This window comes from Streptomyces sp. NPDC056480, from assembly GCF_042795405.1.
GTDB lineage: Bacteria > Actinomycetota > Actinomycetes > Streptomycetales > Streptomycetaceae > Streptomyces.
In genome coordinates, this window is the sequence record NZ_JBHTSA010000064.1 from 1 (window position 1) to 23524 (window position 23524).

The 23524-nt window shown below is 72.5% G+C and carries 19 protein-coding genes; 8 read left to right on the top strand and 11 right to left on the bottom strand.

All coding sequences use genetic code 11. The features are described from left to right. Window positions 1-50: 50 nt before the first annotated feature. Window positions 51-749, bottom strand: coding sequence for an ester cyclase (locus tag ACFQ79_RS25305; protein ID WP_209496388.1), 699 nt, complete (start codon window positions 747-749; stop codon window positions 51-53). A 46-nt stretch (window positions 750-795) separates the two neighbouring features. Between ACFQ79_RS25305 and ACFQ79_RS25310 the strand changes: the two genes are divergently transcribed. Continuing rightward, on the top strand, window positions 796-4257 hold the full coding sequence (locus tag ACFQ79_RS25310; RefSeq protein WP_383587226.1) for a hypothetical protein: 3462 nt from the start codon (window positions 796-798) through the stop codon (window positions 4255-4257). On the opposite strand, the gene ACFQ79_RS25315 is transcribed toward ACFQ79_RS25310, so the two are convergent. From ACFQ79_RS25315 to ACFQ79_RS25335, 5 genes are all read right to left on the bottom strand, one after another. After that, window positions 4234-5256 (bottom strand): hydroxyacid dehydrogenase, encoded by a 1023-nt coding sequence (locus ACFQ79_RS25315; protein WP_383587229.1) that lies wholly within the window; start codon window positions 5254-5256, stop codon window positions 4234-4236. The genes ACFQ79_RS25310 and ACFQ79_RS25315 overlap by 24 nt on opposite strands. 17 nt (window positions 5257-5273) lie before the next feature. Continuing rightward, entirely contained in the window at window positions 5274-6131 is an 858-nt protein-coding gene (locus ACFQ79_RS25320) for a carbohydrate ABC transporter permease (RefSeq protein WP_383587232.1), read from the bottom strand. Next, window positions 6128-7027, bottom strand: a complete 900-nt coding sequence (locus ACFQ79_RS25325; RefSeq protein WP_383587235.1) for a carbohydrate ABC transporter permease — start codon at window positions 7025-7027, stop codon at window positions 6128-6130. Before ACFQ79_RS25325 ends, ACFQ79_RS25320 begins: the two co-directional genes overlap by 4 nt. A 4-nt stretch (window positions 7028-7031) precedes the next feature. Further along, complete coding sequence (locus ACFQ79_RS25330) at window positions 7032-8360, bottom strand: ABC transporter substrate-binding protein (RefSeq protein WP_383587239.1); 1329 nt, start codon at window positions 8358-8360, stop codon at window positions 7032-7034. A gap of 124 nt (window positions 8361-8484) precedes the next feature. Then, complete coding sequence (locus ACFQ79_RS25335) at window positions 8485-9582, bottom strand: substrate-binding domain-containing protein (RefSeq protein ID WP_383587242.1); 1098 nt, start codon at window positions 9580-9582, stop codon at window positions 8485-8487. Between the two features lie 208 nt (window positions 9583-9790). Here ACFQ79_RS25335 and ACFQ79_RS25340 point away from each other — a divergent pair, with 208 nt between their 5' ends. Continuing rightward, window positions 9791-11629: a DUF2264 domain-containing protein gene (locus ACFQ79_RS25340; RefSeq protein ID WP_383587245.1), complete on the top strand. Its 1839-nt coding sequence runs from the start codon at window positions 9791-9793 to the stop codon at window positions 11627-11629. A 131-nt stretch (window positions 11630-11760) separates the two neighbouring features. Here the strand turns inward: ACFQ79_RS25340 and ACFQ79_RS25345 are convergent, their stop codons facing one another. Together ACFQ79_RS25345 and ACFQ79_RS25350 are read right to left on the bottom strand one after the other, a co-directional pair. Continuing rightward, window positions 11761-12534, bottom strand: coding sequence for an SDR family oxidoreductase (locus ACFQ79_RS25345; protein WP_187623396.1), 774 nt, complete (start codon window positions 12532-12534; stop codon window positions 11761-11763). Window positions 12535-12595: 61 nt separating this feature from the next. Next, on the bottom strand, window positions 12596-13270 hold the full coding sequence (locus ACFQ79_RS25350; protein ID WP_383587249.1) for an MOSC domain-containing protein: 675 nt from the start codon (window positions 13268-13270) through the stop codon (window positions 12596-12598). An 81-nt stretch (window positions 13271-13351) separates the two neighbouring features. Between ACFQ79_RS25350 and ACFQ79_RS25355 the strand changes: the two genes are divergently transcribed. Beyond that, window positions 13352-14269, top strand: coding sequence for a LysR family transcriptional regulator (locus ACFQ79_RS25355; protein WP_383587253.1), 918 nt, complete (start codon window positions 13352-13354; stop codon window positions 14267-14269). A gap of 109 nt (window positions 14270-14378) precedes the next feature. Here the strand turns inward: ACFQ79_RS25355 and ACFQ79_RS25360 are convergent, their stop codons facing one another. Beyond that, the gene (locus ACFQ79_RS25360) at window positions 14379-14768 is read right to left on the bottom strand and encodes a WhiB family transcriptional regulator (protein ID WP_383587256.1); all 390 of its coding nucleotides are present in this window, start codon (window positions 14766-14768) and stop codon (window positions 14379-14381) included. A gap of 433 nt (window positions 14769-15201) precedes the next feature. Here ACFQ79_RS25360 and ACFQ79_RS25365 point away from each other — a divergent pair, with 433 nt between their 5' ends. The 4 genes from ACFQ79_RS25365 (at window position 15202) to ACFQ79_RS25380 (ending at window position 19561) form a co-directional block, all read left to right on the top strand. Then, a complete protein-coding gene (locus tag ACFQ79_RS25365) occupies window positions 15202-15813 on the top strand; it encodes a response regulator transcription factor (protein WP_003948568.1) in 612 nt (203 codons plus the stop codon). A gap of 243 nt (window positions 15814-16056) precedes the next feature. Further along, window positions 16057-16659, top strand: coding sequence for a sigma-70 family RNA polymerase sigma factor (locus tag ACFQ79_RS25370; RefSeq protein ID WP_030318557.1), 603 nt, complete (start codon window positions 16057-16059; stop codon window positions 16657-16659). 168 nt (window positions 16660-16827) lie between these two features. Continuing rightward, entirely contained in the window at window positions 16828-18330 is a 1503-nt protein-coding gene (gene guaB, locus ACFQ79_RS25375) for an IMP dehydrogenase (protein ID WP_383587259.1), read from the top strand. A gap of 106 nt (window positions 18331-18436) precedes the next feature. Then, window positions 18437-19561, top strand: a complete 1125-nt coding sequence (locus ACFQ79_RS25380) for a GuaB3 family IMP dehydrogenase-related protein (RefSeq protein WP_030318553.1) — start codon at window positions 18437-18439, stop codon at window positions 19559-19561. Between the two features lie 71 nt (window positions 19562-19632). On the opposite strand, the gene ACFQ79_RS25385 is transcribed toward ACFQ79_RS25380, so the two are convergent. After that, a complete protein-coding gene (locus tag ACFQ79_RS25385) occupies window positions 19633-20121 on the bottom strand; it encodes a hypothetical protein (protein ID WP_383587262.1) in 489 nt (162 codons plus the stop codon). A 114-nt stretch (window positions 20122-20235) separates the two neighbouring features. Next, window positions 20236-21477, bottom strand: coding sequence for a nucleotide sugar dehydrogenase (locus tag ACFQ79_RS25390; RefSeq protein ID WP_383587265.1), 1242 nt, complete (start codon window positions 21475-21477; stop codon window positions 20236-20238). A gap of 272 nt (window positions 21478-21749) precedes the next feature. Here ACFQ79_RS25390 and ACFQ79_RS25395 point away from each other — a divergent pair, with 272 nt between their 5' ends. Further along, window positions 21750-23456, top strand: coding sequence for a glycerol-3-phosphate dehydrogenase/oxidase (locus tag ACFQ79_RS25395; RefSeq protein ID WP_383587268.1), 1707 nt, complete (start codon window positions 21750-21752; stop codon window positions 23454-23456). Window positions 23457-23524 lie beyond the last annotated feature (68 nt).

Consider the following 23524-nt stretch of genomic DNA (forward strand, 5'->3'; position numbering starts at 1 on the left):
TCGCTGTGTCGTCGTCGCGGGGGCGCCGGGCCCCGCGGTCGCCGCCCGGCTCACCCCTCCACGGCGCCGAGCTGTCCCATGAGCCCGAGCAGGTCGTACTGCCACCAGCCCTCGACGATCTTCCCGTCGTCCCGGAAGCGGTGGATCACCGTGCCGGTCATGCTCACGTCCATGCCGGTCGGCTGAAGCCCCATGAAGTCCCCGGTGTGGCTGCCCCGCCACGTCCAGCGGGTGCAGACCCGGTCGCCCTCGGCGATCTGGTCGTCGACGGTGAACGCGAAGTCGAAGCCGCCCCGCCACATCTCCACCTCGCGCCGGACGGCGTCCATGCCGATGACGTCCTGCTCGTTGGTCGGATCGTGGTCGTGGTACCCCTCGGCCAGCAGCTCGTCGAGCAGAGCCAGCTCCGGCTGGTCGGAGAACATCTCCATGAGCCGCCGGGCGTTGTTCTTGTACATCGCCTCGTCCCGGACCACGTCGAGGTCCGTGAACGTCGGCATCTCGTCACAGAGCGCGACCATCTCCCGGAAGATCCGGTCGGTCTCGGGAAGCTGCGAGTTCCGCATGGCCACGTCGTAGGACGGGAACTCCACGATCTCCACGAGATGCGAGGAATCGGCCCGGTCCTTCCCGAGAACGCTGTGCGTGGCGGTCCGCTTGCCCTTGGTCTGCTCGATCCACCGGTCCATGAGCCGGCTCATGTCGTCGATCCGGCTGGTCTTGAAGTCGATGATCTGCGTGAACGTCATGACGCCTCCCGACCCAGGTGGGATCTCTCCAGTCTAGGTTGGGCGCATGGAACGGGCAGGGGGAGAACGGTCGGTCACGGTCGACAACGAGGCGGGCGTCGTCGTGATCGGCGACGGCAACCGGGTCGGATTCGGTACGGGGGCGACGGTCCGCTCGGCGTACCGGGAGCAGGTCCGGCGCATCGCCCCGCCTGAACTCCTCGGCCGTGAGGACGAGTTGGCCGAGCTTGCCGCCTTCTGTCGTACGGGGGACGGGTACCGGTGGTGGCGGGCGGACGCCTGGGCCGGGAAGACGGCGCTCATGGCCTGGTTCGCGCTCAACCCGCCGGCCGGCGTGCGGATCGTCCCCTTCTTCATCACCGCCCGCCTCGGCTCGCAGAACGACGTCGTCGCGTTCGTCGACGTGGTCCTGGAACAGCTCGCGGAGCTGGCCGGCGAGGGGATCCCGGCCCATCTGACCGCCGCCACCAAGGAGGCCCACCTGTTCCGCCTGTACGGCGAGGCCGCCCGGGCCTGCGCCGCGCGCGGCGAGCGGCTGGTCCTGCTGGTCGACGGCCTGGACGAGGACCGGGGCGTGACGACGGGCCCGGAGGCCCGCTCGATCGCGAGCCTGCTGCCCGCCTCCGGGCACGTCGTCGTCTCCGGCCGGCTGAACCCGCCGCTCCCGGCGGACGTGCGGCCGGACCATCCCCTGAGGGACCCCGAGGTCGTACGGATCCTTCCTCCCTCCCCGCGGGCCCGCGCGATCAGGGCGGAGGCGGAGCGCGAGCTCAAGCACCTCCTGGCGGCGGGCGGCCTCCCGTACGAGCTGCTGGGGCTGGTCACCGCCTCGGGAGGCGGCCTGACGGCGGACGACCTCGCGGAGCTGACCGGAGACGTGCCCTACCGGGTGCGGGACCTGCTGCGCACCGGACCCGGGCGCACGTTCGCGCTCCGCGGCGAGGGCTATCTCCTCGCCCACGAGGAACTGGTCGTCCAGGCGCGGGACATGCTGGGCCCGCGTGAGCAGGAGCGATGGCGCGGGGTCCTGCGCGGCTGGGCGGAGAGCCGGCGGGCCCGGGGCTGGCCGGCGGACACGCCGGCGTACCTGCTGCACGGCTGGTTCACCATGCTGCGAGCGGCCGGAGACCCGGACGGGATGGTGGACTGCGCACTCGACGCGGTGCGCCACGACCGGCTGCTCGCCGCGACGGGCGGCGACGGGGCGGCGCTCGCCGAGATCGAGGCGGCGGGCGAGGCGGTGCTCGCGCGGGGCGACCGTCCCGGCCTGCTCACCGCGCTGCTGCGGCTCGCCCTGCGGCGGGCCGCGCTGCGGGACCGCAACGGTCAGGTCCCCGCCGGCCTGCCCGTCGCCTGGGCCGAGCTCGGCGAGCGGGACCGCGCGCTGGCGCTCGCGCGCGGACTCGCACCGCCGAACCGGATCCGGGCCCTGTGCGCACTCGCCGAGCTGCTGCACGCCGACGGCCTGCGGGAACCGGCCCACGCCCTCCTGGACGAGGCCGACTCCCTGGCCCGCGCCGAACACCAGAGCCAGGAACGTCCCTTCGCGCTCTGGGCCGTCGGCGACTCCTGGCTCGCCGTCGGCGCCGCGGACCGGGCGGAGGGGGCCATGAACGCGCTGTCGGGGGCGATCCTGCGCCGCCGTCCGCTGCTGGCCCTGGTGGCCTTCCGGTGCGGCAAGGGCGAGTTCCGGCGCGCCCTGGGGGCGGTGCGCGAGGTGAGGGAGGACCGGACCCGCGCCCTCGGCCACGCGATCGTCTGCGGCGCCCTCGCCGCATCGTCCCGCGCGCCCGAGGCCCTGGCCCTCGCCCGGTCGGAGCGGGGATTCGGGAAGGCACTGGGGCTGCTGCGGATCGCCGAGGCCCTCGGCACCGCCGCCGCGTCGAGCCCGCGCGACGCGTCCACGCCCCTCGGTACCGCCGACGTCCTCGATCCGCGTGCACCGGCCCGGTCCGACCGGCTCGTTCGGGAAGCGCTCGCCGTCGTGGCGGACGAGGCCCCCGCCGGCGGGAGCGAGCTCGCCGCCGAGCTGATCACCGCTCTCGTGGCCGCCGGAGCCGTCGAGCGGGCCGAGGCGCTCGCCGTCGAGCCCGGGACCTCGCGGCACGGTGAGGCGATGCGCCTCGCCCTGGTCAAGACGCTGGCGCAGCAGGGGGACCCGGAACGGGCCGAAGGGCTCCTCGCCCTGCTCGTCTCGGAGAGCAGCCGGAGCCACGCCCGCGCCGCACTCGTCGAGGCATGGGCCGAGGTGGACGCGGTCGACAGGCTCCGTCCCGTTCTCGCGGCGCTGACCGACCGGTTCAGCCGTCCCCGCGCCGTACGGGCGGCCATCGGCGCCCTCGTCCGGACGGGGAACGTCGAGGAGGCCGAGGCGCTCGCCTCGAGCGAGCCGGACGTGGCCGATCCGCAGGGGGCGGGTCTGAAGGTGTGCCTCGTCCGTGCCCTCACCGCGGCGGGTCACCGGGAGCGGGCCGCCGAACTCCTCGGCCGCGTGGAGGAGGTGAGCCGCGCGCCCCGGCACCAGGACGTCGCCCCTGTCCTCGCCGCCGTGGCGGAGGCGCTGGCCCTGGCCGGGCACCTCGCGCCCGCCCGGCTCCTGACGGACGGTCTGGAGGCGGGGACGGACCGCGAGCCGCGGCTTCTCCGGGTCGTCCGGGCCCTCCTCGCGACGGGCCGTTTCGAGGAGGCCGAGCGGCAGTCCCGGGGAGCGCGGGTCAATCAGCGGGAGTACCTGGACGGGCTGATCGCCCGCGCCCGGGCGGCCGGGGGGCCCGACGAGCTGCTGCGGGAGTTCGGAAGGCCGACCGTGCAACGCGGCTGTGTGCGGCTGAGCGGCGACGGCGTCCCGCGCCCCCGGCTGCCCGCGCCGGAGACCGGGGTCCCGGCCGAGGAGGTGGAGGGGCGGGCGGCGCGCGCCCGGGCCCTGCACGGGGAGGGCCGGGACGACGAGGCGGCCCTGGAGCTGGGCCGTGCGGTGGCCGCCGCGCGCGGGACCCTGCGCTACACGGCGGTGCCGCTGGCCGCCGTGGTGCGGGCGCAGACGCTCCTGGGCCGGTCGGAGGAGGCCGCGGAGCTGCTGGCCGAGGCGTCCTCGTACCTGCGGTTCGCCGACGGGCGCCGCGAGGCGTCGTTCGTGGCGCGGGCGTATGTCGCGGCCGGTCGGCACGACGAAGCGGAGTCGCTGGTGGCCGAGGCGACCGTGGAGCTGACCGAGGAGACCGCCGAGCTCAGGCTCGACCTCGCGGAGGCCTTGGCCCGTGCCGGTGAGCAGGGGCGGGCCGAGGCCGTGCTCGACGGGCTCGCGCGCGTCGGCCTGGCCCGGGCCGGGGCCTACGCGGTCCTGGCCCGGACGCACCCCGACCCCGTCCGCGCCCGCGAGATCACCGCGCTCGCCCTGCACGTGGGGCCCTGGTACGAGGCGCTGCCCGCCGTCCTGCGCCACGAGCCCGAGGCCGTGCCCCTGATCCTCGCGGAGGCGGACCGGCTACGCCGAGCGCTGGAGGTCTGAGGCCCTGATCTCCTCCGCGAACGGTTCGTCCCGGACGTACCGTCCCACCTCGTCGAGCGCCTGGTCCGTCATGCGGTGGAGTTCGTTGCCCAGGGAGCCCGCCACGTGCGGGGTCAGCAGGACGTTCGGGAGGGTGTAGAGCGGGGAGTCCGGGGGCGGGAGTTCCGGGTCCGTGACGTCCAGGGTCGCGTGGAGGCGGCCCGAGGTCAGGTGGGGGAGGAGGGCCCGCTCGTCGAGCAGGGAGCCCCGGGAGGTGTTGATCAGGGTCGTCCCGTCGCGCATCGCCGCCAGTTGGGGCGCGCCGATCATGTGGGTCGTGGACGGGAGCTGGGGGGCGTGGACCGAGACGACGGTGCTGCGGGCGCACAGGTCGTCGAGGTCGGCCACCAGTTCCACGCCGGGGGGCGGGACGTCGACGTACGGGTCGTACAGGAGGATCTCGATGTCGAAGGGGCGCAGCAGGTCGATCACCCGGCGGCCGATCCGGGAGGCGCCGACGATGCCGACGGTGCGGCGGTAGTTGCCCCAGGTCGCGGACTCGGTGAGCCAGGCGTGGCCGGCGCGGAGTTCGGCGTACCGCTGGGCCGAGCCGAGGACCCGTTTCCCGGCGAAGAGGATCGCGGCGAGCGTGTACTCGGCGACCGGCAGCGCGTTGGCCGCGGCGGCCGAGGTGACGCGCAGCCCGCGGTCCCAGCAGGCCTCGGTGATGTGGTGCTTGACCGAGCCGGCCGCGTGGACGACCGCCCGCAGGCGCGGTGCGCGGTCCAGGACGTCGGCGGTCAGCGGGGTCGCTCCCCAGCAGGTGAGGAGGATCTCGGCCTCGGCGAGCGCGGTGGTGATCCGCGGGTCACGGGACGTCAGGTCGTGGGCGACCAGGTGCGGGTCCGTGCGGGTGAGCGTGCCGAGGCGGGTGCGGTGGGTGTCGGTGAGGAGGCGGTCGGCCACGCCCTCGCCCATCGCGAGCAGCAGTGCGGGGCGGTTGTCGGTGGTCGGGTGCATCGTGGTACCTGAGCTCCTCACTTGACGCTGCCGGCCGTCAGACCGGCCTTCCAGTGGCGCTGGAGGGAGACGAAGGCGACGACGAGGGGGACGACGGCGAGCAGGGATCCGGTGACGACGAGGGGGTAGAAGTCGGGTTCTCCGTGGGCATTGCTGTTCCACGCGTACAGGCCGAGGCTCAGGGGGAAGAGCTTCTGGTCCGAGAGCATCACCAGGGGGAGGAAGAAGTTGTTCCAGACGGCGGTGAACTGGAAGAGGAAGACGGTCACGAAGCCGGGCATGACCATGCGCAGACCGATGGACCAGAAGGCGCGCAGCTCGCCCGCCCCGTCGATCCGGGCCGCCTCCAGGGCCTCGTCGGGGATGTAGCCCGCGCAGAAGACCCGGGAGAGGTAGACGCCGAAGGGGTTGACGAGGACGGGGATCAGGACGGCCCAGTAGGTGTTGACGATGCCGACCTCGCTGGCGAGGAGGTACATCGGCAGGGCGAGCGCGGTGGTGGGGACCAGCACGCCCAGGAGTACGAGGCCGAAGAGCTTCTCCTTGCCCCGGAAGTCGTAGACGTGGAAGGCGTATCCGGCGGCGACGCTGACGAACGAGCAGGCGAGGGCGCCGAGTCCGGCGTACAGCAGGCTGTTGGCGTACCAGTGGAAGTAGATGCCGTCGTTGTACTCGGCGAGCCGGGTGAGGTTGCCGCCCAGGTCGAAGCCCTCGAAGGAGAGGGCGTTTCCGGCGAGGAGACCGCCGGCGTCCTTGGTGGCGGCGGTCAGCAGCCAGACCAGCGGGAAGAGCATGTAGACGACGGCGAGGACGAGGGCGCCGTTGACGGCCGCCTTGGAGAGCCAGACGGAGCCGGTGCGGGGTCGGCCGTTCATGCCGTGCGCTCCTTCCCGGCCTTGCGGCGGCCCGTCATCCGCGTCACCGCGAAGGACAGCAGTGCCGCCGTCAGGGCGAGGAGTACGGACGCGGCCGCGGCGAGTCCGTAGTCGTTGCGGTCGAAGGCCGCGGTGTAGGCGTACATGTTCGGCGTCCAGGTGGAGGTGACGGCGGAGCCCGTGCCCTTGTTGAGGATCAGCGGCTCGGTGAAGAGCTGGAGGGAGCCGATGATCGTGAAGAGGGCGACCATGGCGAGCGAGGCCTTGACGAGCGGGATCTTGACGGAGAAGGCGATGCGCCAGGCGCCGGCCCCGTCGACGGTGGCCGCTTCGAGGACGGAGCGGTCGATGGCCTGGAGGGCCGCGTAGAAGATGACCATGTTGTAGCCGAGCCACTCCCACAGCGCGATGTTGACGATGGAGGGCAGGGCGCCTTCGGGGGAGAAGAAGTCGAAGCCGATGCCTCCGGCCTCCATGGCCTGGACGACCGGGCTGAGCTGGGGTGTGTAGAGGTAGACCCAGATCAGTGCGGCGATGATGCCGGGGACGGCGTGCGGCAGGAACAGCGCGAGCTGGAAGAAGCGGCGGGCGCGGGCGAGCGCCGAGTCGAGCAGGAGGGCGAGGCCGAGGGCCCCGGCGAGCAGCAGCGGGATGTAGAGCAGGCAGTATCCGAGCAGGACGCCGAAGCCCTCGCGGAAGGCCCGGTCACCCAGCGCCGCGGTGTAGTTGTCGAGGCCGGTGAAGACGGTCTCGGTGCCGCCGAAGCCCAGTCCGGACTGCTTCTCGGTGAAGAGGCTGAGCCAGACCGCGTATCCGATCGGCACCACCATCACCGCGGTGAACAGCAGGAAGAAGGGGGTCAGCAGGATCGTGGCGGCGCGGGTGCGGGCCTTCATCCGGTCAGCCCTCGACCTTCAGGCCGCGCTTGGTGAGTTCGGCGACGGTGGCGTCGTGACCGGCCTTGACGGCGTCGGTGATGCCGGGGCCGCCCTGGGCGATCTTGCCGAAGTGGTCCTTGATGGTGGTGTTGGTGGTGCCGGTGGTCGGGCCCCAGGCCCACTTCGGGCTGATGGAGGCACCCGCGGCCTCGAAGAGGGCGTAGATGTCCTGGCCGCCGTAGTAGCTCGCGTCGAAGGCCTTCTTGGCGACGGGGCGCAGTGCGGTGGCGGCGGGGAAGGCGGAGGAGGTGCCGGAGGCGATCCGGGCCTTCACGCCGGCCTCGGTGGTGGACATCCACTCGGCGAAGGTGACGGCCGCGGCCTGCTGCTTGCTGTCCTTGGTCACGGCGAAGGAGGTGCCGCCGAGCATGCCGCTGGCGGGCTTGCCGTCCCAGCTGGGCATCGGGGCGACGCCCCACTTGCCGTCCTGCTCGGGCAGGGTGCCCTTGAGGACGCCGGCGCCCCAGGAGGCGCCGAGGTAGCCGATGGTGGTGCCGTTCTTGAGGGAGCCGGTCCACTCGGGGCTGAAGGAGGCGTTCTTGTGGACGAGCCCGGCGTCGAGGAGGCCCTGCCAGTAGCCGGCGACCTTGGTGGTGGCCGCGTCGGTGGTGTCGATCTTCCAGGTGTCGTTCTCGGCCTTGAACCACTGGGCGCCGGCCTGCCAGGCCATCGCCTCGAAGGTGGTCGGGTCGTCGGGGAAGAAGGTGGCGATACGGGCCTTGGCGTCGGCCTTCTTGACCTGCTCGGCGGCCTTCCTGAACGCGTCCCAGGTGGTGGGGACCTCGACCTTGTACTTCGCGAAGAGGTCCTTGCGGTAGAAGAAGGCCTGCGGGGCGGCGTCGAAGGGGACGGCCCAGGACTTGCCGCCGAGGGTGGTGAGTTCGACGGTCTGCGGGAGCAGCTTGGCGCGGTCGGCCTCGGTGAACTGGCCGCCGATGTCCTGGAGGGCGCCGGAGCTCACGAACTCGGGGAGCGAGGAGTACTCGATGGAGACGAGGTCGGGGGCGTTGCCGGCCTTCACGGCGTTGGAGATCTTGGCGTAGCCGCCGGCGGTGCCGGAGGGGATCTCCTCGAACTTCACCTGGATGTCGGTGTGGGAGGCGTTGAAGGCGTCGACGACGTCCTTGGAGCCCTTGGCCCAGCCCCAGAAGGTGATGGTCACGGGCCCGTTCGGCTTGTTCGCCGTGCTGTTCGCTGTGTCGTCACCGCTGCCGCCGCAGGCCGTGAGTACGGCGAGGGCGGTGGCGGTGCCGGCTATGACACGGGACGTTCTGCTCCAACTGCGGGTCACGGCACGACTCCTGAAGGGCGGCGGCGGGGGAGGTTGTGGCCGTGATCCTGTGACCGTTCATGACCGAAGTCAAGAGCGAAAGATTGATTGATCGAAAAAAGATCAGACGTGCGTCGGTCGGCGCTCAGCCGGAGGACGTCGTGCGCGCCCCGCACGAGTCCCGGACCCGCAGCCTCGGCAGCAGCCCCAGATGACGCCGCGCCGCGTCCTCGTCCGCGCCCTCCGTCAGCCGCTCCACCAGGAGTTCCGTGGCGTGCCGCCCGACCTGCCGCTTCGGCGGCGCCACCGCTGTCAGCGGGGTGTCGGCCAGTGCGGCGACCTCGTCGTCGTACGCGATCAGGGCCAGGTCCTGCGGCACCCGTACGCCCAGTTCGGCGAGGCGCTGCACGATCTCGATCGCGTCCACGTCGTTGTGCACCAGGGCCGCGCCCGCCAGGCCCGACTCGACCGCCTCGTGCAGCGCCCGTACCGCCCGCTCGAAGCCCGCCGGATCCGCCTCGGCCGGTACGGAGTCGATGACCGGCCGGGGCTCCGCGAGGCCCAGGGTGCCCAGCGCCTCGGCGTACCCGGCGCGCACCGCGAGCGCGGTCGGGGAGTCCCGCCGCGCCACGAGCAGCGGGGTCGCGTGGCCGAGGGCGAGCAGGTGGCGCAGGGCGAGCAGGACGCCGTGGGAGTGGTCGGATGCGACCCGGTCGAGGCCGTCCAGCGGGCTGCCGGGTTCGGCCCGGCGCTCCAGGAGCACGGCCGGCACGGGGAGTTCGGCCAGCCAGTCCCCGTACGCGCGCTGATCCTCGGGCCCCCGCCAGCCCGGTGCGACGAGGACGCCCTCGGCGCCGGCCGCGAGCAGCCCCTCGGTGCGGGCCCGGTCCTCCTCGGGCCGGTAGTCCGAGACGCGCAGGACGAGCCGGGCGCCGGCGCGGGCGGCCGCCTCGTGCGCACCGCGGATGACCTCGGCGAAGTAGTACGTGGCGGAGGGGGCGAGCAGGCCGAGCACCAGGCCCTCGCCGGTCCGTCCGCCACCCGGGGCGCCCCGCCGCTCGGGCCAGGACACCTGGCCGTGCACCCGGTCGAGCAGGCCCCGGCCCGCCAGGAGTTCGACGTCCCTGCGGGCGGTGACGGGGGAGACCCCGAGCCGCTCGGCCAGTTCGGCGACGCGGGCGGTGCCGCGCTCGCGCACCAGGGCCAGCAGTCGGTCGTGTCGTTCGGCAGCACTCTCGCGCACGGCGCAGTTCCCCCTCGCGGTGGTGGTGGTTCCCCGACCTTAGATCACGCACGGCCCCTGAATGATCGAACGGAAGAAATTTCGATCATTCGCTCTGACTCTCTTGACGTTCGATCGGAGTCTGTCCAGGATTCCCGGCGACGCAGTCGTCACCGCGCGGAGCCCGGGAACGTTCCCGGGCAAGCCCCGGGGAGCCACAGGGAGCATCATGCCCACGCCGCCCGAGAACCGTGAGCTCAGCCCGTACACCGGCTGGACCCGTGCCCACTGGGAGGCCACGGCCGACCGGCTCCTCCTGGCGGTCCGCCCGTTCGCCTCCCCGCGGCACGGACTGATCGATCTGCCGGGCCCCCGGCCCAGCTGGTCCGGAGCCCGCTCCGACGGCCTGGAGGGCTGGGCCCGCACCTTCCTCCTCGCGGCGCTCCGGGTCGCGGGCGCGCGGGGCGAGGACCCGCACGGGCACCTCGACCGGTACGCGGAAGGACTCGCCGCCGGAACGGCGAAGCCGGGCCGCGCGGACGAGGACTCCTGGCCCCTCACCACCGACACCCGCCAGGCGATCGTCGAGGCGGCCTCCGTCGCCCTCGGCCTCCGCCTCACCCGCCCCTGGCTCTGGGACCGGCTCGGCGAGCGCACCCGCGAGCAGGTCGTCGACTGGCTCCGCCCCGCCCTCGGCCCCTCGCCGGTCGACAACAACTGGTGGCTCTTCGGCCTCACCGTCGCCGGCTTCCTCCAGGACGCCGGCGTCGACACCGACCGGGCCGCCGCCACCGTCGACCGCTCCCTCGCCCGGATCGAGGACTGGTACCTCGGCGACGGCTGGTACAGCGACGGCGACAACCGCGCCTTCGACCACTACAACGCCTGGGCCCTGCACTTCTACCCGGTCCTCCACGCCCACCTCGCCGGGGACCGGGAGCTCCTCGACCGGTACGGGCCCCGCCTGCGCGCCCATCTCGACGACTACGTCCACCTCTTCGACGCCAACGGCGCCCCCGTCCCGTACGGGCGCTCCCTGATCTACCGCTTCGCCGCGGCCGCCGCCCCCTGGCTCGGCACCCTCACCGGGCACACCCCGCTCACCCCGGGTGCCACCCGGCGTCTCGCCTCCGGCACCCTGCGGTACTTCCTCGACCACGGCGCCACCGGCCCGGACGGGCTCCTCACGCTCGGATGGCACGGCCCGTACGCGCCCCTGGTCCAGGAGTACTCCGGCCCCGGCTCCCCGTACTGGGCGTCCAAGGGCTTCCTCGGCCTCCTCCTGCCCGCCGGTCACCCCGCCTGGGCCGACCGCGAGGAGCCCCTGCCGGCCGAACGCGCCGACACCGTCCGCCCCTTCGCCCCGGCCGGGCTGCTCGTCCAGACCACCGCCGCCGACGGACTCGTACGCCTCCACAACCACGGCAGCAACCATGTGCACAGCGCCGAGGCCGGCGAGGACGACCCCGGTTACGCCCGCCAGGCGTACGCGACCCGAACGGGACCCACCACCGGACCGGCCCCCGCCGACAACCACTTCGCGCTGCTCGTCGAGGGGCTACCGACCACCCGGGGACCCGCCGCACCCGCCGGCACCGGCCCCGGCTGGGCCGCCTCCCGGCACACCCCGCACCCCGGCGTCCGGGTCGTCTCCGCGACCCTGGCCCACGGCCGCGCCGAGATCCGCGCCCACCTCGTCCTCGGAGCCCCGGAGGGGACGCCCGTACGGCAGACGGGCTGGGCCACCACCCCCGAGGGGCCGCACGCGCAGCTGCACCCGGTCCACGGCTACCCCGTGGACCACGGAGCCGCCGGCACCGCCATCGCACTCCCCACCGAACTCCCCACCGGGGAGACCCTCCAGGGGCCCGGCAGCCGCACCCTCGCCCTGCACGGCGCCACGAGCGGCCCGGCCACCCTCTTCGTCGCGCTCGCCTCGCTCACCGCCGAACCCGCCCCGGCGCCCGTCGCGGAGCTCGCGGCCGTCCGGGTCACCGGCCACGCCCTCCACGTGACCTGGCAGGACGGCACCACCAGCCGACTGGACCTCGACGCACTGGCCGGGTGAGCGGGGCTGTGTGTGCGGGGCCGGGTGAGCGGGGCTGTGTGTGCGGGGCCGGGTGAGTGGGGCTGTGTGTGCGGGGCTGTGTGTGCGGGGCGGGGCGTGCGGGGTGGGGAGTTCGGGGCTGGGCGTGCGGGCTACTTCGGCCCGTACTTCCTGCCCGCCTTGGAGGAGACCCCGCCGAGCAGCCCGCGCGGCGCCAGCTTCACCACACCCATGAGCGCCTTGTAGCGGGGGTCGGGGATCGACAGCGACTTCCCCCGGTCCAGGTCCGCGAGCGCCGCCGTCACCAGCTTGTCCGCGTCGAGCCACATCCAGCCCGGGATGTTGTCCGTCCCCATGCCGGCCCGCTCGTGGAACTCGGTCCGTACGAAGCCGGGGCAGAGCGCCATCAGACGCACCCCGCTGCCCGCCAGGTCCCGCGCCGCGCCCTGGGTGAACTGCACGACCCAGGCCTTCGACGCCCCGTAGGTGCCGCGGGGCACGAAGGCCGCCACCGAGGCGACGTTGACCACGGAGCCCCGCCGGCGCTCCTTCATCGAGGCGGCGGCCGCCGAGGTCAGCCGCAGCACCGCCTCGCAGTGCACCGTGAGCATCTTCAGCTCGTCGGCCATGGACACCTCGAGGAAGCGGCCCTTGTTGCCGAAGCCGGCGTTGTTCACGAGCATGTCCACCGGCTGCTTCGGGTCCGAGAGCCGGGCCTCGACGGCGGCGATGCCCTTCTCCTCGGCGAGGTCCGCCGCGAGCACCTCGGCCTCGATGCCGTGGCGGTCGTGCAGCTCGGTCGCCTGCTCCCGGAGCCGCTTCATGTCCCGGGCCACGAGCACGACATCGTGGCCGTCCGCGGCGAGCCTCCGTGCGAAAGCGGCCCCGATGCCCGCGGTGGCGCCCGTAATCAGTGCAGTCGTCATACGGGCACGGTAGTGCCACGGCGGAGACGCTCTTGTCCGCGTACCGCCGAGCAGACGCGGGCTACGCGCGCGCGTACTTCTCCGCGTACTGGCGTGCGAGCGCGAGGAGTCCGGACTCCATCCACTCGGCGGCGGCCAACGTGCGGGGAAGCAGGGTGCGTTCGGTGGTCGCGGCGCGGTGGAGCAGGGCGACGGTGATGTCGTGGTCGGGCCGGTGGACGACCGTGATCGGGTCGCCGGCGCGGATCTCGCCCGGCACGATCACCCGCAGCAGCGCGCCGGGACCGGCCTCGGACCGCGTGAACCGCTTGACCCAGCCCTTCTCCTCGAGGAAGCCCGCGAACGTACGGCAGGGGATGCGGCCGCCGGTGACCTCCAGGACGACCTCCTCGCCGATCCGCCAGCGCTCGCCGATCAGGGCGCCGTTCACGTCGAGGTCACGGGTCGTGAGGTTCTCGCCGAAGGAGCCGTTGGCGAGCGGACGGCCGAGCTCGTGCTCCCACCGGTCCAGGTCCTCGCGGGCGAAGGCGTACGCGGCCCGGTCGTCGCCGCCGTGGAAGCGCAGGTCGCAGACCGTGTCCCCGGCGAGTCCGCTCTTGCCCACGCCGGGCGCCCCGGGCGCCTCGATCCGGACCGGGCCCTCGACGGGCCGCTTGTCGATGGCGGTCAGGCCGGACGCGGCCTCGGTGTAGTCCACGGCCTTGGCGCGGCCCACATTCACACTCAGCAAGGTCATGTGGGCACTTTACGGGCACCCGCCTCAAAGCCGGAAGCTGAAAAGTGGGACTTCACCCAAGATTCGCTTATGCTGGAACTCATGATCGAGGCCCGTCACCTCCGCGTCCTGCGCGCCGTCGCCGCCACCGGCTCCTTCTCGGCCGCCGCGCGCGAACTGGGCTGCACCCAGCCCGCCGTCAGCCAGCAGATGAAGGCCCTCGAGGGCTCCGCGGGCACGCCGCTGCTGATCCGCACGGGCCGCGAGATGCGCCTCACCGAGGCCGGCGAGGTCCTGGTCCGCCACGCCTCCGGCATCCTCGCCGGGCTCACCGCCGCGGAGGAGGAGGTCGCCGCGATCGCCGGGCTCCGCGCGGGCCGGGTCCGGCTGGTCTCCTTCCCCAGCGGCAGCTCCACGCTCGTCCCCACCGCGCTCGCCGCGCTGCGGGCCGCGCACCCCGGCACCCGGGTCTCGCTCGTCGAGGCCGAACCGCCGCGCTCGATCGAGATGCTCCGCGAGGGCGACTGCGACGTGGCCCTCGCCTTCCGGTACGGCGGCGGGACCCCCGGCCGGCAGGCCGACGGGCAGGCCGAGTGGGACGACCTGGTCGTCCGCCCGATCCTGGCCGACCGCCTGGTGGGCCTGGTCCCCGAAGGGCACCGGCTCGCCGGGGCGGGGTCCGTGGGCATGGCCGAGCTGGCCGAGGAGTCGTGGATCGCGGGCTGCCCGCGCTGCCGCCGTCAGCTCGTGGACGTGTGCGAGGAGGCGGGCTTCACCCCCCGCATCGACTTCGCCACCGACGACTACCCGGCCGTGGTGGGCCTGGTCGGCGCCGGTCTCGGCGTGGCCGTGCTGCCCGAGCTGGCCATCGAGTCCGTACGGCCAAGGGGGGCGCGGACCGTGGCGGTGGAGCCCGCCGTGGAGCGGGAGATCGTGGCCCTGACGCTGCCCGACCTGGCGAAGGTGCCGGCCGTCGCCGCCACGCTCGACGAACTGACCCGGGCCGCCACGCGCGCGTAGGACGCCGCCTCGCGCGCGCGTGTGCGCGGCTCCGGTCGGTGATGCTGCGGTCGGTGATGCTCCGCTTCGATGGTGCTCAGGTCGGGTGCTTAGTTGAGGAAACGTTCCTTCACATGCGCTCCACAATCGGCCGGCCTGCTGCCGTCGCCGATGTCGTCATGGATGTCACGGAAGCCGCGGACGCGACCGACGCGGTCGTCGGCGCCGTCGTGATCAGGCGATTGCGCGCGCGTCCCATGAGCTCTTCGCGTTCGTCCTCGGTGAGGCCGCCCCATACGCCGTAGGGCTCCCGCACGGCGAGTGCGTGTGCCGCGCACTCCGCGCGTACCGGGCACCGCATGCAGACCTCTTTCGCCGAGTTCTCACGCGCACTCCGTGCCGCGCCGCGCTCTCCCTCGGGGTGGAAGAACAGGGAGCTGTCGACGCCGCGGCAGGCCGCGAGCAGTTGCCAGTCCCACAGATCGGCGTTGGGTCCGGGAAGGCGGGAGAAATCTGCCATTGCGCTTGTCCCCTTGAAACCGTGTCGAACGGATAGGTGGGCGGGTGGATGGCTGATCGCCGGGGCTCCTCGGGGCCCCGTGGGTCCGGGTCGGTACACCTACTGTCTAAGTAGATGTAAATATGACTCATTGCGAATCTAGCCACAGACACCGCGAAAAGGGAAGAAATCCCGCTAAATGGGGCATAGCTTTCGATGTTGGGCAGATGGGCCGCGTCGCTCTCCTCCGCGTACGACTCCTCACGTAGAGTGCCGAAGGGTGCCGTCCGACCCGTAACTCTTTCGAGTGACCGTCGTTGAGAGTGCGGTGGCGGTTGAAGGAACAAGCGATCGGGCAGGTGTCCGAGAGCGTCAATCGCACAGGTGACGATTACGTACAGCCCTGGAGGCTCAAGGTGACGCGCTACAGCTGCGAGAGCCGCGGAGGTCAGGCATGACATCCGTCCTCGTCTGCGACGACTCCCCGCTTGCCCGAGAGGCGCTCCGCCGCGCGGTCGCGACCGTGCCCGGTGTCGAGCGCGTGACCACCGCGGCCAACGGCGAGGAAGTCCTCCGCCGCTGGGGCGCGGACCGCTCGGACCTGATTCTGATGGACGTACGCATGCCCGGTCTGGGCGGCGTGGAGACCGTCCGCCGGCTGCTCTCCGCGGACCCCGGCGCCCGCATCATCATGCTCACGGTCGCCGAGGACCTCGACGGCGTCGCGCTCGCGGTCGCCGCGGGTGCCCGCGGCTATCTGCACAAGGACGCCTCGCGCGCCGAACTGCGGGCCACGGTCACCCAGGCGCTGGCCGACCCGACCTGGCGGCTCGCCCCGCGTCGGCTCCGTTCGGCCGAGATGGGCGCCGCGCCCACCCTCACCGCGCGCGAGATCCAGGTCCTCGAGGGCATGAGCCACGGCCGGTCCAACGCCGAGATCGGGCGCGAGCTCTTCCTCTCCGAGGACACGGTCAAGACCCACGCCCGGCGGCTCTTCAAGAAGCTGGGCGCCTCGGACCGGGCGCACGCGGTCGCCCTCGGATTCCGCTGGGGCCTGGTCCGCTGAATCGCAGGTCACCGGCCACCTCCCCGTCCTCGCCCGCGTTCGTCGTGGGGTGGACGGGGCAGGCTTGTGTCACTTCCCCGCGCGATGACGCATCCTTGAGATGTGGAGTTCCTCGGGGACGAGTCGATCGAGCGGGAGGGGAGGGCGCGGGAGATGAGTTCCGGCGCACCTGCTCATAACGCTTCGGTGCACAACTACGGACGCGGTGCCACGAACGCCGAGGCGTCGGGGCACCATGGAGCGATGCGCGACGACGAGACCGTGGGTTCCCCCATGCCTGCCGGGCAGGGGGAGATCGGCGCGCTCGTGCACCGTGCGGTCGAGGGCGACGCCCAGGCGACGCACGACCTGCTCGCACGGGTGCATCCGCTCGCGCTGCGGTACTGCCGCACCCGTCTCAACCGGCTGCCCGGCGACGCCCGGCACTTCGTCGAGGACCTGGCCCAGGAGGTCTGCGTCGCCGTCCTGATGGCGCTGCCGCGCTACAAGGACACGGGCAGGCCCTTCGAGGCCTTCGTCTTCGCCATCGCCGGACACAAGGTCGCCGACCTCCAGCGGGCCGCCATGCGGCACCCGGGGTCCACGGCCGTCCCCTCCGACGAGATGCCCGAGCGGCCCGACGACTCCCTCGGCCCGGAGGAGCGCGCGCTCCTCAGCGACGACGCCGAGTGGGCCAAGAAGCTGCTCGCCAACCTCCCGGAGAACCAGCGCGAACTGCTCGTGCTCCGCGTCGCGGTCGGACTGACCGCCGAGGAGACCGGGCAGATGCTCGGCATGTCCCCGGGGGCCGTCCGGGTCGCGCAGCATCGCGCGCTCAGCCGGCTCAGGGCGCTGGCCGAGCAGTAGACACAGGGCGAGAGTGGCCGACCAGTAAGACTCGCTGGTGCCAGTCGTCCCTTTCGTACACGTGCGAAGGTCCAAAGCTTGCGGCTGATCTTGATCGTGGAATGAGACACCGCTTCAGCCCGTTAGCATGGACATCCGCACCGATCAAGGCCATTTGGGGAAGGTGTCATGACTGCAAACGTCGACGGAGTGCCCGAGAAATTCGCGACACTCGGGCTGACCTACGACGACGTGCTGCTGCTGCCGGGCGCGTCCGAGGTCCTCCCGAACGCGGTCGACACCTCGTCCCGCATCTCCCGCAACGTCCGCGTGAACATCCCGCTGCTCTCGGCGGCGATGGACAAGGTCACCGAGTCCCGCATGGCCATCGCCATGGCGCGGCAGGGCGGCGTGGGCGTGCTGCACCGCAACCTGTCCATCGAGGACCAGGTCAACCAGGTCGACCTCGTGAAGCGCTCCGAGTCCGGCATGGTGACCGACCCGATCACCGTGCACCCGGACGCGACGCTCGCCGAGGCCGACGCGCTCTGCGCCAAGTTCCGCATCAGCGGCGTCCCGGTCACCGACCCGTCGGGCAAGCTCCTCGGCATCGTCACCAACCGCGACATGGCGTTCGAGTCGGACCGCAGCCGCCAGGTGCGCGAGGTCATGACCCCGATGCCGCTGGTCACCGGCAAGGTCGGCATCTCCGGCGTGGACGCCATGGAGCTGCTCCGCCGCCACAAGATCGAGAAGCTGCCGCTGGTCGACGAGGCGGGCATCCTCAAGGGCCTCATCACCGTCAAGGACTTCGTCAAGGCGGAGAAGTACCCGCACGCCGCGAAGGACAAGGAAGGCCGCCTGCTCGTCGGCGCGGCCGTCGGCGCCAGCCCCGAGGCGCTCGAGCGCGCCCAGGGCCTCGCCGAGGCCGGTGTCGACTTCCTGATCGTCGACACCTCCCACGGCCACAACAGCAACGCCCTCAACTGGATGGCGAAGATCAAGTCCAGCGTCGGCGTCGACGTCATCGGCGGCAACGTCGCGACGCGTGACGGCGCGCAGGCCCTGATCGACGCCGGTGTCGACGGCGTCAAGGTCGGCGTCGGCCCGGGCTCCATCTGCACCACGCGTGTGGTCGCCGGCATCGGTGTCCCGCAGGTCACCGCCATCTACGAGGCGGCGCTCGCCGCCCGCGCCGCCGGCGTCCCGGTCATCGGCGACGGCGGTCTCCAGTACTCCGGAGACATCGGCAAGGCGCTGGCCGCCGGTGCCGACACGGTCATGCTGGGCAGCCTGCTCGCCGGGTGCGAGGAGTCCCCGGGCGAGCTGCAGTTCATCAACGGCAAGCAGTTCAAGTCGTACCGCGGCATGGGCTCGCTCGGCGCGATGCAGTCCCGCGGCCAGGGCCGGTCCTACTCCAAGGACCGCTACTTCCAGGCCGAGGTCGCCTCGGACGACAAGCTCGTGCCCGAGGGCATCGAGGGCCAGGTGCCCTACCGCGGCCCCCTGGCCAACGTCCTGCACCAGCTCGTCGGCGGTCTGCGCCAGACCATGGGCTACGTGGGCGCGGCCACCATCGAGGAGATGGAGTCGAAGGGCCGCTTCGTCCGGATCACGTCCGCGGGCCTCAAGGAGAGCCACCCGCACGACATCCAGATGACGGTCGAGGCGCCGAACTACAGCAGGAAGTAACACAGCGCGACGCGTGGGGGCGGTTCCGGCATGTGGCCGGAGCCGCCCCTCACGCTTGTGTCGGGGATACTGGTAGGCGCAGACGTAGAGGGAAAGGCCACACATCGTGACTGAGATCGAGATCGGGCGCGGCAAGCGCGGCCGCAGGGCGTACGCGTTCGACGACATCGCCGTCGTTCCGAGCCGGCGCACCCGGGACCCGAAGGAGGTCTCGATCGCCTGGCAGATCGACGCCTACCGCTTCGAGCTCCCCTTCCTGGCCGCCCCCATGGACTCGGTCGTGTCGCCGCAGACCGCGATCCGCATCGGCGAGCTGGGCGGCCTGGGCGTCCTGAACCTGGAGGGTCTCTGGACCCGGTACGAGGACCCGCAGCCGCTGCTCGACGAGATCGCCGAGCTGGACGAGGCGACCGCGACCCGCCGTCTGCAGGAGATCTACGCGGCCCCGATCAAGGAAGAGCTGATCGGGCAGCGCATCAAGGAGGTGCGCGACTCCGGTGTCGTCACCGCCGCCGCGCTCTCCCCGCAGCGGACCGCGCAGTTCTCCAAGGCCGTCGTCGACGCCGGCGTGGACATCTTCGTCATCCGCGGCACCACGGTCTCCGCCGAGCACGTGTCCGGCGCGTCCGAGCCGCTGAACCTGAAGCAGTTCATCTACGAGCTCGACGTCCCGGTCATCGTCGGCGGCTGCGCCACGTACACCGCGGCCCTGCACCTGATGCGCACCGGCGCGGCGGGTGTCCTCGTCGGCTTCGGCGGCGGCGCGGCGCACACCACGCGCAACGTGTTCGGCATCCAGGTCCCGATGGCGACCGCGGTCGCCGACGTGGCCGCGGCCCGCCGGGACTACATGGACGAGTCCGGCGGCCGGTACGTGCACGTCATCGCGGACGGCGGGGTCGGCTGGTCCGGCGACCTGCCGAAGGCGATCGCCTGCGGCGCCGACGCGGTCATGATGGGCTCCCCGCTGGCCCGCGCCACGGACGCGCCCGGCAAGGGCCACCACTGGGGCATGGAGGCCGTCCACGAGGACGTGCCGCGCGGCAAGCTGGTCGACCTGGGCGTCGTCGGCACCACCGAGGAGATCCTCGCGGGCCCGTCGCACATCCCGGACGGCTCGATGAACTTCTTCGGCGCCCTGCGCCGCGCGATGGCCACCACGGGCTACAGCGAGCTCAAGGAGTTCCAGCGCGTCGAGGTCACGGTCGCGGACTCCCAGCACAAGCGCTGACGTCTGTTCCGTACGTACGAGGAGGGGCCCCGCACCGGGTGGTGCGGGGCCCCTCCTCGTAGGTGCGACGGCTACGAGGCCTTCTTGGCGCCGGAGAACGCGGCGAAGGCGGCGATGCCGAAGAACAGGAAGGTCAGTCCGTCCTTGGTCGCGTTCCAGCCCTCGGTGAGCAGGCCGAACTCCTGGAGGAAGAGCTCCGTCGCGGAGACGTCCAGCTCCTTGGAGAGGAGGATCGCGATGCCCAGGAGCTGGCCGAGGTAGACCGCGCCGAGGGCGAGCACCGCGCTCGCGACCGGCAGGACGGGGTTGCGGCCGCCGACCTTGCCGGCGGCGAGGCCGGTGAGGAAGCCGACGCCGACGGCGGCCCAGCCGATCTGGCGCTCGGTGCCGCCGATGACGGCGCCGTACACGCCGGCCGAGACGAGGGCGGCGACGAGTGCGGCGACCAGGCCGAGGGCGACGTTGTCGCGGGCGGGCGCCGGCGGCGGCGCGACCGGGTACTGCTCGGGCGCGGCGCCCCCGGCGAACGGGTTGCCGGGCGGCGGAACGGGCTGGCTCATGGTGCGGATCCCCCCAGGGACGGAAGCAGCACGCGCGTACGTGCATACGAGAGGCCCGGAGATTAGCACCCGCCTATGACAGGGGCACAACAGTTTTGCCGGTGGCTGTGCAGGTCAGAGACGGTGGGCCGTGCCCGTGGGGGTGGCGCCGCGGGTGTCGAGGAGGAGCTGGGCCTTCACCGCGAGCCCTTGGAGGTCGTACGTGCGGTGGTGCTGGAGCAGGATCGTCAGGTCGGCATGGGCGGCGGCCTCGTAGAGGGAGTCCGCGCGGGGGACGGGGAGCTCGCGGACGCGCCAGTCGGCGACGTGCGGGTCGTGGTAGCTGACGGCCGCGCCCAGGTCCATCAGGCGGCGGGCGATCTCGTCGGCGGGGGAGCCCTGGCGGTCCGGCAGGTCGGGCTTGTACGTGATGCCGAGCAGCAGGACCCGGGCGCCGCGGGCCGATTTGCCGTGCTCGTTGAGGAGGGTGGCGGCGCGCTGGACCACGTACTGCGGCATGCGCTCGTTGACCTGGCCGGCGAGTTCGACGAGGCGGAGCGGGCGGTGGGCGCCGACGGTGTCGACGGGGACGCCGTGGCCGCCGACCCCGGGGCCCGGGCGGAAGGCCTGGAAGCCGAAGGGCTTGGTCTCGGCGCAGCGGATGACGTCCCACAGGTCGACGCCGAGTTCGTGGCAGAGCACCGCCATCTCGTTGACCAGGGCGATGTTGACGTGCCGGAAGTTGGTCTCCAGGAGCTTGACCGTCTCCGCCTCGCGGGGGCCACGCGCGCGTACCACCTTGTCGGTGAGCCGGCCGTAGAAGGCGGCCGCCGCCTCGGTGCAGGCCGGGGTGAGGCCGCCGATGACCTTGGGGGTGCCGGCGAAGCCGTGCGTACGGCTGCCGGGGTCGAGGCGGCCGGGGGAGTACGCGAGGTGGAAGTCGCGTCCGGCGCGCAGGCCGGAGCCCTCTTCGAGGAGGTCCCGGAGCAGGCCCTCGGTGGTGCCGGGCGGGACCGGGGATTCGAGGAGGACGGTGGTGTGCGGGCGCAGCCGGGCGGCGAGCGCGCGGGCCGCGTCGGTGACGGCGGTGAGGTCGAGGGTGTGATCGGGGCCCAGGGGGGTCGGGGCGCAGAGGACGGCGGTGCGCACCCGGCCGAGTTCGGCGGGGTTGGCGGTCGGCCGGAAGCTCCCCGAGAGCATCCGGCGGATCTCCGGGACCGTGAGGGAGCCGTCGACCGGGGAGCGGCCTGCGGCGAGTTCGGCGACGGGGCGGGGATCGGTGTCGTAGCCGATGGTGTCGATGCCTGCGGCGGCGGCGGCCTGGGCCAGGGGGAGTCCGTGGTGGCCGAGGCCGATGACGGCGAGATCAGCGGGCATGGGGGGCGGGCCGTCCTTCCCGATAGCCGGAGGGAACGCGACGCGCAAGCCCGGTGGACAGAACGGGTCGAGCGCAATGTCAGACTAGGCGTAAATATGACCGATATGCCGCATTGTGGGGTCGAAGGTCGCCGAGTGTTATCCACAGGTCGGTGGCGAGGCGGTGGCTGAAGTCGCCGGGGAGGGACAGAATCGAGCTGTGAGCCGGACCACAGGGCCCGGTTCGCGTGCTGGAACGACGGGGAACGACGGGGGACGACGGGAGGCAAGCCGTGAGGACAGCGACACTGGGACCCGCCGAGCGCGCCGAGGCGCTCGCGGCCATGGCCGAGCGCGAGCTGGACGTGCTGGTGGTCGGCGCCGGAGTGGTCGGCGCCGGGACGGCCCTCGACGCCGTCACGAGAGGACTCTCCACCGGCATCGTCGAGGCCCGCGACTGGGCCTCGGGCACCTCGAGCCGGTCCAGCAAGCTCATCCACGGCGGCCTGCGGTACCTGGAGATGCTGGACTTCGCCCTGGTCCGGGAGGCCCTCAAGGAGCGCGGACTGCTCCTGGAGCGGCTGGCACCCCACCTGGTGAAGCCGGTCCCCTTCCTCTACCCCCTCCAGCACAAGGGCTGGGAGCGGTTCTACGCGGGCTCCGGCGTCGCGCTGTACGACGCGATGTCCCTCTCCTCCGGGCACGGCCGCGGCCTGCCCGTCCACCGGCACCTCTCCCGGAGCGGCGCCCTGCGGGTCGCCCCCTGCCTCAGGAAGGACGCCCTCGTCGGCGCCCTCCAGTACTACGACGCCCAGATGGACGACGCCCGCTTCGTCACCACCCTCGTGCGCACCGCCGCGTCCTACGGCGCCCTGGCCGCGAGCCGGGCCCGCGTCATCGGCTTCCTGCGCGAGGGCGAGCGGGTCGTCGGCGCCCGCGTCCAGGACGTCGAGGCCGGTGCGGAGTACGAGATCCGGGCCAAGCAGATCGTCAACGCCACGGGGGTGTGGACCGACGACACCCAGGCCCTCATCGGCGAGCGCGGCCAGTTCCACGTCCGTGCCTCCAAGGGCATCCACCTCGTCGTCCCCAAGGACCGCATCCACTCGTCCACCGGGCTGATCCTGCGCACCGAGAAGTCCGTGCTCTTCGTGATCCCCTGGGGCCGGCACTGGATCGTCGGCACCACCGACACCGAATGGGACCTCGACAAGGCCCATCCCGCCGCGTCCAGCGCCGACATCGACTACCTCCTGGAGCATGTGAACACCGTGCTCGCCACCCCGCTCACCCGGGACGACGTCGAAGGGGTCTACGCGGGCCTGCGCCCCCTGCTCGCCGGCGAGTCGGACGCCACGAGCAAGCTCTCCCGCGAGCACACCGTCGCCCACCCCGTGCCCGGCCTGGTCGTGGTGGCCGGCGGCAAGTACACGACGTACCGCGTCATGGCCAAGGACGCCGTCGACGAGGCCGTGCACGGCCTCGACCAGCGGGTCGCCCCCTGCGTCACCGAGGACATCCCGCTGCTCGGTGCCGAGGGCTACCGGGCCCTGTGGAACGCGCGGGCCAGGATCGCCGCGCGCACCGGCCTCCACGTCGTCCGGGTCGAGCATCTCCTCAACCGGTACGGCTCCCTGACGGAGCAGATCCTCGACCTGATCGCCGAGGACCCCACCCTCGCCGAACCGCTCCCGGCCGCCGACGACTACCTGCGCGCCGAGATCGTCTACGCCGCCTCCCACGAGGGTGCCCGGCATCTCGACGACGTCCTCACCCGGCGCACCAGAATCTCCATCGAGACCTTCGACCGGGGCACGCTCAGCGCCCGCGAGTGCGCGGAACTGATGGCGCCCGTCCTCGGCTGGGACGAGCACCAGATCGAGAAGGAGATCGAGCACTACGAGAAGCGGGTCGAGGCCGAGCGGGAGTCGCAGCGGCAGCCCGACGACCTGACGGCGGACGCCGCCCGGCTCGGGGCGCCGGACATCGTGCCGATCTGACAGGACGTCCGGGACGCGCGGGTGGGAACCTGGGGGGTGTGCGGGGGCGTCGTCATCCCGGAGTACGG